This window comes from Klebsiella sp. SWET4 (assembly GCF_024296565.1).
Lineage (GTDB): Bacteria > Pseudomonadota > Gammaproteobacteria > Enterobacterales > Enterobacteriaceae > Klebsiella > Klebsiella variicola.
In genome coordinates this window covers 225701-238486 of record NZ_JANCOB010000004.1, presented here as the reverse complement: position 1 = coordinate 238486, position 12786 = coordinate 225701, and the positions used below count along the sequence as shown (strand labels likewise).

Here is a 12786-nt window from a genome sequence, read left to right as displayed (position 1 = left end):
CACTATAATTTGTTATTTAATTATTTGCAAAAAGTAAATTTAAAAATGTTTTATTTAAAATGCTAATGGGAATAACACGCATTGGCAATTTAATAATAAATGAGAATGGTTTTAATTTATTATTAATTGTGGTGGAAAATGGTATGACCGGCCAACGGGCTGCGAGGTAGAGCGCGCGAGGTGAGGGGGGCATGCCTGGGGGCGGGGACCTGGCGACTGGACTGGCGGAGAGGGCGAAAGTGTGAAGCGCTGCGTAATTTTTAAAACAACTTTTCATAAAATTTGAAAGTTTGTTTTCCAGGTAGTAGAGTGCAGTCAACGCCAATGACATTCTGCGGGCAGGCCCGCACAGCATTCAGGAGAGTAAACCATGAAGATTGCACTGATGATGGAGAACAGCCAGGCGAACAAAAACGCCATCATCCTTAAGGAGCTTAGCGCCGTTGCTGACGAAAAAGGATTCCCGGTGTTCAACGTCGGCATGAGCGATGAGCACGATCATCATCTGACCTACATTCACCTCGGGATCATGGCCAGCATCCTGCTGAATTCGAAAGCGGTCGACTTCGTGGTCACCGGCTGCGGTACCGGTCAGGGGGCGCTGATGTCGCTGAATATTCACCCGGGCGTGGTCTGCGGCTACTGTATCGATCCGGCGGACGCGTTCCTGTTTGCTCAGATCAACAATGGTAATGCGCTGTCGCTGCCGTTTGCCAAAGGTTTCGGCTGGGGCGCGGAGCTGAATGTACGCTTTATCTTTGAAAAAGCGTTTACCGGCCGCAACGGCGAAGGCTATCCGCCGGAGCGCAAAGAGCCGCAGGTACGAAATGCCGGGATCCTCAACCAGGTTAAAGCGGCAGTGGTAAAAGACAACTATCTCGACACCCTGCGCGCCATCGATCCGGAGCTGGTGAAAACCGCGGTATCCGGCCCACGCTTCCAGCAGTGCTTCTTCGAAAACTGTCAGGATAAAGCCATCGAAGCCTTCGTTCGCCAGATCGTCGGTTAACCGTCATCAGGGCCAGCGCCGCTGGCCCTTCCATCATTATTTCTTCTTCTCCGACACGCTGCTGCCGGCCGTTTTGGCCAGATGCAGGCTGTCGATCATCCCTACCAGACAGATCACCGCGATAAAGACAAACGACAGACGAAAGCTGATCCCCGGTAGCGTGGAAAGGTGCAGCCAGTCGCCGACCTGCTCGCCCAGGCGAATGCCAATCGCCCCGAGCGTGATCCCCAGCCCCACCGCCAGCTGCGACGCGGTACTGAACAGCCTATTGGCATCACTCATCTGCGCGGCGGGGACATCGGCAAAGGCCAGCGTGCTTACGCCCGTAAACTGGATCGAGCGAAATACCCCGCCGAGATAAAGGATTAACATGATGGCCCAGACCGGCGTCTGCGGCGTGAGCAGCGCACAGGCCAGCAGTGAACAGACGTTCAGTGCACCGTTGATCAACAGCAGTCGGCGAAAGCCCAGCCAGCGGATCAGCGGCGTGGTGGCGGGTTTGATGGTCAAATTGCCGACAAACACCGCCAGCACCAGCAGGCCGGAGTGGAAGGGATCCATGCCGAACCCTACCTGAAACAGCAGCGGCAGCAGAAAGGGGACCGCGCTGATGGAGGAGCGGAACAGCGAGCCGCCGTACATTGTCACCCGGAACGTTGGCACCTGCAGGGCATCGAGACGAACCATGGGCGCCGTCGCCCGGCGGAAGTGGCGTATAGCATATGTCAGACAGCCGAATCCAAGCACGGCGAGAGCCAGCGTCGGCCAGATCTGCGGCTGGCGATCGCCGAGCCGTTCCATCGCGGTGACCAGACTGACCATCGCGACTGCGGTGGTGATAAAGCCGGTGAGATCGAAGGAGCGCCGTTCCGTTTCGCGAATATCAGGGATAATGCGCAGCGCAAGGATGATGGCTGCGAGGCCCAGCGGGACATTGATAAAGAAGATCCAGTGCCAGCTGGCGTAGCGGGTGATAAAGCCGCCCAAAGGCGGGCCGATAATGGGGGCCACCAGCGCCGGCCAGGTGAGGGTAGCGATGGCTTTGATCAGCAGATGTTTCGGCGTGGTTCGCAGTACCGCCAGGCGACCGACAGGGACCATCAGCGCGCCTCCGATCCCCTGCAGGATACGCATGGCGACAAAAGTATGCACCTCGGTGGAGAGGCCGCAGAAGACCGAGGCAAGGGTAAAGATCGCCAGGGCGAGGGTAAAAATAGCGCGGGCGCCGAAGCGATCGGCGATCCAACCGCTGGCCGGGATCAGTACCGCGAGGGTGATCAGATAGGCGCTGATGCCGATATTCAGCTCGACCGCGGTGACGCCAAAATCTTTCGCCATATCGGGCAGCGCGGTGGCGATCACCGTCCCGTCGAGAAACTCCATAAAAAAAGCACCGGCCACCAGCAGCGCAGGCGCTGAAAAAGCACGTTCGTCTCTGGAAGAGATCGCGGTATTCATGTTGTCACTGCCATCAAGAATGTGAGCCTGAGCAAAGCGGCAGGAGAAGTTCCGCCAGCCAGTAGGGTAGATAAAAAAACCTGCGACGGCAGGTTTTTTTATCTGTGAAAATTTAGGGTACTATTACACTCCTGAAAAAAGGAGTAATTAATGTCTCAACATCTTACCGAACACGATGAGCTGGTTTCCGATGTGGTTGCTTGCCAGCTGGTTATCAAACAGATCCTCGATGTCATTGACATCATTGCGCCCGTGGAAGTGCGTGAAAAAATGACTACTCAGCTGAAAGCTATCGACTTCGCCAGCCATCCGGCCTCTGCCGATCCGGTGACCCTTCGCGCGGTGCAAAAAGCGATCGCATTGATTGAGCTGAAGTTTACCCCGCAGGAAGAGACGCATTAATAACAGGCCTCGCCGTTTACCGGCGGGGCCTTCTTCTTTAATGGGAAACGACGGTCTGCGCAGGCGCAGGGGCAGCATCTTTGAACAATTTGCTGTTGCCCCAACACTCTTCGTAGCGATGACCGACCAGATCCTCCACGATAACTCGTACATCCGGCGCGATATCGCTGATTTTTCCGCCCGCTTTGATCCGCGCGACTTCCTGCAGCACCACCAGATGAGCTTTACGATCCAGCTTCATCTGCTTGCTGAAGACGATGGCGGCCAACGCTAACGCGATCACCCCGACGCAGAATACCACCGCGATAGCGGTCACCGCGCTTTCCGGTTGGCTGTGCGCTTTTGACTGGAAACCGTAGAAGCTCAGGATCGCCCCCATCGAGAACACCACAATCGAGCGCAGAATTTTCCCTGAGAAGGTCATGGCGCCGGCATAGATCCCTTCCCGACGGCGTCCGGTGTAGATCTCATCGACATCGGCCAGGAAGGTGTAAACGGTCCAGGGAATGTAGTAAACCCCGCCGGTACCCAGGCCGAACAGTACGGTAATGCCGAACATCAGCACCGTCGCCAGGCCTGACGGCAGATGGAAGAACCACAGCGAGGTATACAGCAGGACCGCGAAAATCACGATCCCCAGCGCCAGAATATAGGGTTTACTGAAGCCTTTTTTTACGCACAGGCCGATAAACAGCGCTGTAGAGATCAGTTGCAGAATCGAGTTCAGGCTATTCAGTCCGGCGACCATCGCCGGGTCGTGCTGAAGAACGAATATCACGAAATAGGTAAAGATGGAGGCAAACAGCCATTCAGCGCCAAACCCGCACAGGTACATACCAAGATGTTTGCGGAATACGCGCAGATAAAAGGTGGAACGCATGTCTTTTGCCAGCGACAGCAGGGTGCTCAGCAGCCCTTTCCTGGCGCTGGTTTCTATTTCTTCCTCGCGCTTTCGTTCCCAGCTGCACAGCCACAGGCAGGAAATCGCGACGATGAGGATAACGCCGTAGGTCAGACCGGTGAGGAAGAAAGGGGTGGCAGAATCTTTGCCATACAGCAGAATGAACTGTCCGGGAATAAACGCCGCAAGGAAGTTGGCTAGCTTGCCGAAAATGGCTTTATAGCCGGTCAGTTTTGAGCGCAGCGAGAAATCATCGGTCATCTCTGTCGCCAGCGTTTCATAAGGCACCATGATAGAGGTGTAGATGATCTCAAACACCACATAGGTGCAGAGGTAGTACCAGAAACTCAGGCCTTCCACCCACAGCAGCGGGTAGAACATCATCAAGGGGATGCCGATCAGCAGAAAGAAACGCCGGCGGCCAAAGCGCTTGCCTAAGCGCGTTTTGCCAAAGTTATCGGTGAGATAGCCCATCAGCGGGTTGCTGATAGCATCGATGATGCTGGCGACGGAGAAGATAAATGAGGCCTCGATCAGCGTCAGGCCGCAAAAAGTCGTATAAAAATAGAGCAGCCAGGCGCCGCTTATCGCCAGCGCGCCACTCCCCAACAGATTACCACCGCCGTAAGCTAACTGATGGCGTAACAAGATCGGTCTTCCCTGCAGCCCTTCAGGGGCTGAAGCCGTGTATCTAGCCATAAAAAAATAAACCTCGTGTTTTATATTTTTGAAACACTGTTTTTATATTTCTTTGTGGCTTGATAAAAAGTGACCGCGCTCACTAATCCCTGAGAAGGGGTAACGGTGACGAGGGAATGCGATCGCGTTAAAACTTTTTTATTCTATTGGGGAATAAATGAGGTGGAAAAATTGACATAACTGATTTAAAGCGAGAGACGGGGCAGCGTGGGCACGCTCCCCCTGACAGAGCGAAAATGGCTGACTAATGCGGCTTCCGTGGTTCTCCGACCAATGCCATCAGACGCCGATCGGTCTGCTCCATTCCGAGACCAGCTTTATCGGCATTGCGGATTTCCTCAAGCACGCTTTGCAACAGCAGACCATCCTGTTGCTGCTCTTCCGCCAGCAGCGTCAGAAATCGCCAGGTGTTGTCGTCGCTTTGCGCCCTGGCTTCTTCGGCAAGACCGCTCAGCATACTGCTGCGCTGTTGGTAATCGTTCAGGGTTTGGGTAAACAGATCTTCCAGCGAGGTGCATTCGGGATTACAGGCGCGGTCGGGATTCACTATCGGCCAGCTGCCGGCTTTTTTCAGATAGTCAAATACGCGCATGGTGAGGGTAATGCTGCTTTGCGCGCGGGTGCGCAAAAATGTCGCGGCGCCGTCGAAGCGATGCCGGGCACACCACTCGCTTAAGTTCAGGTAAACGTTAGAGGCGTGAAACTCAAGATTCATCTGGGTGTTTAGCTTTTGTGCCATTCCTGGAACTGCCATAAAAAAATATCCTTATTAACCGGGAAGGGGTTACTGATGCGTGTCGACAGATCCTGCGGATAACCACAAGATAAAATAGTGACACGCGGCACTGTTGCAGAATAATAAAACTCTACACATTCCGTATGAGTCGGGTATTTTTTCCATTTGCCGACGATTTAAGAATACTCGCTCAACGGAATTAAGAAAACTCTCAATCGCGGTAATTTACGTTTTGTTACACCATTATTTTTAGAGGGTATCTGGACTGAAATCATGCGCCGTTGGCCGGGGCTTGCTGGCATCGCGTTAGTGATAAGTTATAGGTATTTGACTACGAAATTTGTCGTAGAACAGAGCGGAATAAGTTATTTCAAGCGTAATGTTTCTGGCTAATGATCATTATTTTTATTTTTTGTTGCAGGCTTTTATTTGAAGCGGAATATTTTTTCAATTCGGTATTAATTACGGAAAAGATCCGTTTTTTCGCGATATTAAGCGGTCCCGGTCGCCCGGCGATACGGGGCTGTTGTCACTTAAGAGGCACAGAGGCGAACGCCCTTTACGAGGCCGGCAATCGCCGGGGATAACAGCGCTGTAACCCTCTGTTAAACATCCTCTGACATCACAAGGATAAGTCTGCTGGTGGTATAGATGATCCTGCTATAGCCCGGTAAAATTGTATGACAATTGTGTCATTTTTTATGTCATTTTTTGCTAAATGTATGCACGCAATTACTGTAATTCCGCGATGTGATAATGCTCTCGTATGGAGAAATAATTTCCGGGTATTACTACTCTAACAACGGCAGTGGGGAATGCGATTTTTCTAATGCCTTGTTTTGATGCCGATAAAATTGTTAATTCCGATTTTTCCCTACATGAAAGCGAATTAAAGCTGGAGTTTACCATGCACAAATTTACTAAAGCGCTGGCGGCCATTGGTCTCGCTGCGGTTATGTCACAATCAGCTATGGCGGAAAATTTGAAACTGGGTTTTCTGGTGAAGCAGCCGGAAGAGCCATGGTTCCAGACTGAGTGGAAATTTGCTGATAAAGCAGGAAAAGATTTAGGGTTTGACGTCATTAAAATTGCGGTTCCGGATGGTGAGAAAACCCTCAACGCAATCGACAGCCTGGCAGCCAGCGGCGCGAAGGGCTTTGTCATCTGTACCCCCGATCCCAAGCTCGGGTCGGCGATTGTCGCCAAAGCGCGCGGCTATGACATGAAGGTCATTACCGTCGATGACCAGTTCGTCAATGCGAAAGGCAAACCGATGGAGAGCGTACCGCTGGTGATGATGGCGGCCAGCGAAATCGGCGCCCGCCAGGGGCAGGAACTCTATAAAGAGATGCAAAAACGCGGCTGGGATGTTAAAGACACCGCGGTGATGGCTATCACCGCCGATGAGCTGGACACCGCCCGTCGTCGCACCACCGGCTCCATCGATGCCCTGAAGGCAGCCGGCTTCCCGGACGCGCAAATCTACCGCGTGCCGACAAAATCTAACGATATCCCGGGGGCGTTTGACGCCGGTAACTCCATGCTGGTCCAGCACCCGCAGGTGAAACACTGGCTGATCGTGGGGATGAACGACAACACCGTGCTCGGCGGCGTGCGTGCCACTGAAGGCCAGGGCTTTAAAGCACCGGATGTGATTGGCATCGGCATCAACGGTGTGGATGCGGTCAACGAACTGTCGAAGGCGCAACCGACCGGCTTCTATGGTTCCCTGCTGCCAAGCCCGGATATTCATGGCTATAAAACCAGCGAAATGCTCTACAACTGGGTCACTAAGGGCGTTGAGCCGCCGAAGTTCACGGCGGTGACCGATGTGGTGCTGATTACCCGCGATAACTTCAAAGAAGAGCTGGCGAAAAAAGGGCTGTAACAGCCCGGTTGAACTGGCCCCCGCCGCGGCGGGGGCTGAGTGCTGAAGAGCGGAGTCGTTATGCAACAGTCTACCCCTTATCTCTCATTTCGCGGCATCACCATGACGTTCCCTGGCGTAAAGGCTTTGTCCGATATCAGTTTTGACTGCTACCCCGGACAGATCCACGCGCTGATGGGTGAAAATGGCGCAGGCAAATCGACGCTGCTGAAAATTCTCAGCGGCAACTATATTCCGACCGCTGGCCACCTGCAGATCGGCGGCCAGCAGATGGCGTTCAGCAATACCATGGAGGCGCTGAACGCCGGCGTGGCGATTATCTACCAGGAGCTGCATCTGATCCCGGAGATGACCGTCGCCGAAAATATCTATCTTGGCCAGCTACCGCACAGAGGCGGTATCGTCAACCGATCGTTGCTCAACTATGAGGCCCGCCTGCAGCTGGAACATCTGGGGCTGGATATCGATCCGGAGACGCCGCTGAAGTATCTCTCTATAGGCCAGTGGCAGATGGTGGAGATTGCCAAAGCGCTGGCGCGCAATGCCAAGATCATCGCTTTCGATGAACCGACCAGTTCGCTCTCCGCCCGGGAGATCGACAATCTGTTTCGCGTTATCCGCGAACTGCGGGAGGAGGGGCGAGTCATCATCTATGTTTCGCACCGGATGGAAGAAATTTTTGCCCTCAGCGATGCCATCACCGTCTTTAAGGATGGCCGCTATGTCTGCACTTTTGACGATATGCCGAGCGTCAGTCATGACGCCCTGGTTCAGGCGATGGTGGGGCGCAATCTGGGCGATATATACGGCTGGAAACCTCGCCCCTATGGCGAAGAGCGGCTGCGTCTGGAGGAGGTCAAAGCACCGGGCGTGCGTACGCCGATCAGCCTCTCGGTACGCAGTGGCGAAATCGTCGGCCTGTTCGGGCTGGTGGGCGCCGGGCGCAGCGAACTGATGAAAGGCTTATTTGGCGGCACCCGGATCACCGGCGGTCAGGTGTATATCGATGGCCAGCCCGTCGACATTCGTAAACCGGCCCAGGCCATCCAGGCCGGGATGATGCTGTGCCCGGAAGATCGCAAAGCGGAGGGGATTATTCCGGTTCACTCCGTACGCGACAATATCAATATCAGCGCCCGGCGCAAGCATATTCACGCTGGCTGCCTGATCAACAACGCCTGGGAGGCGGACAATGCCGATCAGCATATCCAGTCGCTGAACATTAAAACGCCTGGCCCGGAACAGCTGATCATGAACCTGTCGGGCGGCAACCAGCAGAAAGCGATCCTTGGCCGCTGGCTGTCGGAAGAGATGAAGGTGATCCTGCTCGATGAGCCCACCCGCGGCATCGACGTCGGCGCCAAACATGAAATTTACAACGTGATATATGGCCTCGCCGCCTCAGGTGTTGCCGTGGTGTTTGCCTCCAGCGACCTGCCGGAAGTGCTGGGCGTCGCCGACCGCATCGTGGTGATGCGCGAAGGGCAAATCGCCGGCGAACTGCTGCATGAAGAAGCCAATGAACAGCAGGCGTTAAGCCTTGCGATGCCAAAAGTGAGTCAGGCTGTCGCCTGAGTAAGGAGTAAATGATGTCATCTGTGACTACGTCCGGCGCTACCCGCTCTGCCTTTAGCTTTGCCCGCATTTGGGATCAGTTTGGCATGCTGGTGGTGTTTGCTGTGCTGTTTATCGGCTGCGTTATTTTTGTGCCCAACTTTGCCTCATTCGTCAATATGAAGGGGCTGGGGCTGGCGATCTCGATGTCCGGAATGGTGGCCTGCGGCATGCTCTTCTGCCTGGCCTCCGGCGATTTTGACCTGTCGGTGGCGTCGGTTATCGCCTGTGCCGGGGTCACTACCGCAGTGGTGATTAACCTGAGCGAAAGCCTGTGGCTGGGGATTGCCGCCGGCCTGCTGCTGGGCGCGGTCAGTGGTCTGGTCAACGGCTTTGTCATTGCGCGCCTGAAGATTAACGCCCTGATCACCACCCTCGCGACGATGCAAATCGTCCGGGGCCTGGCCTACATTATCTCCGACGGGAAAGCGGTGGGGATCGAAGATGAGCGCTTCTTCACTCTCGGCTACGCCAACTGGTTTGGTCTGCCGGCGCCAATCTGGCTGACGGTCGCCTGCCTGGTGGTTTTCGGATTATTACTAAACAAAACCACCTTTGGCCGTAATACGCTGGCTATTGGCGGCAATGAAGAGGCGGCGCGTCTGGCCGGGGTCCCGGTGGTGCGCACCAAGATTATTATCTTTGTGCTCTCCGGTCTGGTATCGGCCGCCGCGGGGATCATTCTGGCGTCGCGGATGACCAGCGGCCAGCCGATGACCTCGATTGGCTATGAGCTGATTGTTATTTCAGCCTGCGTGCTGGGCGGGGTATCGCTGAAGGGCGGGATCGGCAAGATCTCCTACGTGGTCGCCGGGATCCTGATCCTCGGGACCGTGGAGAACGCGATGAACCTGCTGAACATCTCGCCTTTCTCACAATACGTCGTGCGCGGTGTGATCCTGCTGGCAGCGGTGATTTTTGACCGCTACAAACAAAAAGCCAAACGCGCGGCCTGATTTCAGGCATAACTTTTAAGTCTACAGAGTAATTACCGCCAGCGCCCGTTTCGCTGGCGGTAACTATCAAAAATGGCGAGGTTGGTCACACTGTCTATACTTACATGGCTAACATATAATTAACAACCAGCTTCGGCTGGCCATGATAAGGAGGAAACAGGGTGGATAACCAGATATCTGTACCGCCTGCGCTAACCGGAAACTACGCTTTTTTCTTTGACCTCGACGGTACTCTTGCCGATATCCAACCGCACCCCGATCAGGTGGTGATACCCGACAACACGTTGCAGGCGCTCAACGCGCTGGCCCAGCAGCAGGGTGGGGCGGTGGCATTGATTTCAGGGCGCTCAATGGCTGAACTTGACGCGCTAACCCATCCCTGGCGGCTACCGCTGGCCGGCGTTCACGGGGCAGAACGCCGTGATATCAATGGTAAAACCTATATCGTTTCTCTGCCGTCGGCGCTGCGCGATGAAATCGCGACTGAGCTGACCTCGGCGCTGCAGGGGCTCCCCGGCTGCGAGCTGGAGAGTAAGGAGATGGCCTTCGCGCTGCACTACCGCCAGGCTCCGCAGCAGCAGAGCGCAGTACTGGAGCTGGCTCAGCGCATCGTTCAGCGCTACCCGCTGCTGGCACTGCAGCTGGGTAAATGTGTGGTGGAGATTAAACCCCGCGGAGTGAACAAAGGGGAGGCGATCAGCGCCTTCATGCAGGAGGCGCCGTTTGCCGGCCGCGAACCGGTTTTTGTCGGCGATGATTTGACCGATGAGGCGGGATTTAGCGTGGTTAATCAACTGCAGGGAATGTCGGTAAAAGTCGGCGCCGGGGAAACTCAGGCGCACTGGCGGTTGGCGGATGCCGCCGCTGTAAGGACGTGGTTGCAACATTTGGCGTATGACGCGCAAACCGAAAGGAGGGATGACCATGAGTCGTTTAGTCGTAGTCTCTAACCGTATCGCCTTACCGGACGATAAAAAATCGAGCGCTGGCGGTCTGGCCGTCGGCATCCTGGGGGCACTGAAAGCGGCGGGGGGTCTGTGGTTTGGCTGGAGCGGCGAAATTGGCGATGACCAGCAGCCGCTGAAGCAGGTCTCCCGCGGAAATATCTCCTGGGCGTCGTTCAACCTGAATGAACGGGACCATGATGAATATTACAACCAGTTTTCCAACGCCGTGCTGTGGCCGGCCTTCCACTATCGTCTTGACCTGGTCAGCTTCCAGCGCGAAGCCTGGGAGGGATATCTGCGGGTCAACGCGATGCTGGCGGACAAGCTTCTGCCGCTGATCGAGCCAGACGATACGCTGTGGATCCATGATTACCATCTGCTGCCTTTCGCCAGTGAACTGCGTAAGCGCGGAGTGAACAACCGGATCGGCTTCTTTTTGCATATTCCATTCCCGACGCCGGAGATTTTTAACGCGCTACCGCCGCATGCCGAGCTGCTGGAGCAACTGTGCGATTACGATCTGCTGGGCTTCCAGACCGAAAGCGACAGAACCGCCTTTCTTGACAGCATTGCCATGCAGACCCGACTCTCCGATCTCGGGGACAAACGCTATCAGGCATGGGGTAAGGCGTTCAGTACCGAGGTTTATCCGATTGGGATCGATCCGGACGAAATTACGCGCAACGCCAAAGGCCCGCTGCCGCCGAAGCTGGCTCAGCTGAAGAATGAGCTGAAAAATGTGAAGAATATTTTCTCCGTGGAGCGGCTTGACTACTCGAAAGGGTTGCCGGAGCGATTCCTCGCCTATGAGACGCTGCTTGAGAAGTACCCTCAACATCATGGCAAGATCCGTTATACCCAGATCGCGCCCACTTCCCGTGGCGATGTACAGGCCTATCAGGATATTCGTCACCAGCTGGAAACGGCAGCCGGACGCATCAATGGCCAGTTTGGCCAGCTTGGCTGGACCCCGCTCTACTACCTGAACCAGCATTTTGACCGTAAGCTGCTGATGAAGGTCTTCCGCTACTCTGACGTCGGGCTGGTGACGCCGCTGCGTGATGGCATGAACCTGGTGGCGAAAGAATACGTCGCAGCGCAGGATCCGGATAACCCCGGGGTGCTGGTCCTGTCGCAGTTTGCCGGGGCGGCGCAGGAGCTGACCAGCGCGCTGATCGTCAACCCTTACGATCGCGATGAGGTTGCCACCGCGCTGGATCGTGCTCTCAGCATGCCGCTGCCGGAACGTATCGCCCGTCATTCCGCGATGCTGGACGTGATCAGAGAGAATGATATTCATAACTGGCAGGCGCGTTTTGTCGACGATCTGCAGCATATTTCGCCGCGCAGCGAGGAGAGCCGTCTGCGGGGGAAGATAGCCACCTTCCCTAAACTGGCCTAGTTCAGGAAAAGGGCTAACCGGCGTTAGCCCTTTTCAAGGGAAACCAGCAGAACATCGACGCCGCTACTGCCGACGATATTTTTCGCCGAGCAGGTGGCGCGCGAGAAAAGCGAGTGGTTGTGATTGCCGCAGATCACCAGATCAACCTTGTGCGACAGGCAAAAGTCTTTGACATGGTGACCCAGTTCGCCGCAGGCGATGGTCATTTTTTCTATCGGGTAGTCCGCCTGACGTGCCAGCTCATTGAGAAACTCCCGCGTTTCTTCCTGCATCAGCTCACGCAGATTTTCCATCATCGGTGCGGCGAACTGGTTATACATTTCCGGATCCGTGGCGAAGGTGATAAAGCTCACTTTCGCGTTAACGGGGCGGGCAATCGAAACCGCTTTTTTAATTAATATCTGACTCTCCGGTGTTGGCGCGACGGCAACCAGCAGATGTGAATAAGGCATCTGGCCTCCTTGAGATACGCGGAATAACCCTTTCTTTCCTTCTTTACTCCTGTTTCCCCAGCGGCGCAAGGGCTGCTCCCGTGATTTGCGACGCTCTTCGCCAGTCCGTGTTTTCCCCACAAGATCACATAAATGAACCTGCCTTTTTATTTAAAAGAAATGCTGTTTTATAAATGAGTGAAGTAGAGACATCGTCTCTTTGTCATTTTGCCACCGGCAGTTGTTCCGTGGCAAAAACACAAAGGTAACGTCGTTTCACTGCTTTTAGTGTAGCCAGGTACCCACTCCCTTCCGGTGGCAAATCCGGAACGATTGTCGGCGT

Annotated in this window: 11 protein-coding genes and 2 pseudogenes; 8 read left to right on the top strand and 5 right to left on the bottom strand. The window is 54.9% G+C overall.

The features are described 5' to 3' along the window. Positions 1 to 16: 16 nt before the first annotated feature. Positions 17 to 127: pseudogene (locus NKJ21_RS12465) on the bottom strand (hypothetical protein); the annotation flags it as partial. Between the two features lie 243 nt (positions 128 to 370). Here NKJ21_RS12465 and NKJ21_RS12460 point away from each other — a divergent pair. After that, the gene (locus tag NKJ21_RS12460; protein WP_023340412.1) at positions 371 to 1009 is read left to right on the top strand and encodes an RpiB/LacA/LacB family sugar-phosphate isomerase; all 639 of its coding nucleotides are present in this window, start codon (positions 371 to 373) and stop codon (positions 1007 to 1009) included. Positions 1010 to 1045: 36 nt separating this feature from the next. On the opposite strand, the gene NKJ21_RS12455 is transcribed toward NKJ21_RS12460, so the two are convergent. Then, the gene (locus tag NKJ21_RS12455) at positions 1046 to 2467 is read right to left on the bottom strand and encodes an MFS transporter (RefSeq protein WP_254732919.1); all 1422 of its coding nucleotides are present in this window, start codon (positions 2465 to 2467) and stop codon (positions 1046 to 1048) included. A 150-nt stretch (positions 2468 to 2617) separates the two neighbouring features. Here NKJ21_RS12455 and NKJ21_RS12450 point away from each other — a divergent pair, with 150 nt between their 5' ends. Beyond that, positions 2618 to 2869: a DUF2766 family protein gene (locus NKJ21_RS12450; RefSeq protein ID WP_080783060.1), complete on the top strand. Its 252-nt coding sequence runs from the start codon at positions 2618 to 2620 to the stop codon at positions 2867 to 2869. A gap of 37 nt (positions 2870 to 2906) precedes the next feature. Here NKJ21_RS12450 and NKJ21_RS12445 read toward each other — a convergent pair whose 3' ends face one another. Beyond that, positions 2907 to 4418, bottom strand: a complete 1512-nt coding sequence (locus NKJ21_RS12445) for an MFS transporter (RefSeq protein ID WP_012541237.1) — start codon at positions 4416 to 4418, stop codon at positions 2907 to 2909. Between the two features lie 66 nt (positions 4419 to 4484). On the opposite strand from NKJ21_RS12445, the pseudogene NKJ21_RS27835 reads away from it, so the two are divergent. Beyond that, positions 4485 to 4649: pseudogene (locus NKJ21_RS27835) on the top strand (succinate dehydrogenase). 64 nt (positions 4650 to 4713) lie between these two features. Here the strand turns inward: NKJ21_RS27835 and NKJ21_RS12440 are convergent. Further along, complete coding sequence (locus tag NKJ21_RS12440) at positions 4714 to 5223, bottom strand: non-heme ferritin-like protein (RefSeq protein ID WP_012541238.1); 510 nt, start codon at positions 5221 to 5223, stop codon at positions 4714 to 4716. Between the two features lie 889 nt (positions 5224 to 6112). On the opposite strand from NKJ21_RS12440, the gene NKJ21_RS12430 reads away from it, so the two are divergent. The 5 genes from NKJ21_RS12430 (at position 6113) to otsA (ending at position 12012) form a co-directional block, all read left to right on the top strand. Continuing rightward, on the top strand, positions 6113 to 7093 hold the full coding sequence (locus tag NKJ21_RS12430) for an arabinose ABC transporter substrate-binding protein (RefSeq protein WP_002911518.1): 981 nt from the start codon (positions 6113 to 6115) through the stop codon (positions 7091 to 7093). Between the two features lie 60 nt (positions 7094 to 7153). Continuing rightward, a complete protein-coding gene (gene araG, locus NKJ21_RS12425; RefSeq protein ID WP_049138232.1) occupies positions 7154 to 8668 on the top strand; it encodes an L-arabinose ABC transporter ATP-binding protein AraG in 1515 nt (504 codons plus the stop codon). 14 nt (positions 8669 to 8682) lie between these two features. Further along, entirely contained in the window at positions 8683 to 9663 is a 981-nt protein-coding gene (araH, locus tag NKJ21_RS12420; RefSeq protein ID WP_004203438.1) for an L-arabinose ABC transporter permease AraH, read from the top strand. A 161-nt stretch (positions 9664 to 9824) separates the two neighbouring features. Beyond that, a complete protein-coding gene (gene otsB, locus NKJ21_RS12415; RefSeq protein WP_008804233.1) occupies positions 9825 to 10613 on the top strand; it encodes a trehalose-phosphatase in 789 nt (262 codons plus the stop codon). Continuing rightward, a complete protein-coding gene (otsA, locus tag NKJ21_RS12410) occupies positions 10588 to 12012 on the top strand; it encodes an alpha,alpha-trehalose-phosphate synthase (protein ID WP_012967674.1) in 1425 nt (474 codons plus the stop codon). The genes otsB and otsA overlap by 26 nt, the downstream gene beginning before the upstream one ends. A 23-nt stretch (positions 12013 to 12035) precedes the next feature. On the opposite strand, the gene uspC is transcribed toward otsA, so the two are convergent. Further along, on the bottom strand, positions 12036 to 12464 hold the full coding sequence (gene uspC, locus NKJ21_RS12405) for a universal stress protein UspC (RefSeq protein ID WP_012541242.1): 429 nt from the start codon (positions 12462 to 12464) through the stop codon (positions 12036 to 12038). Positions 12465 to 12786: the final 322 nt, after the last annotated feature.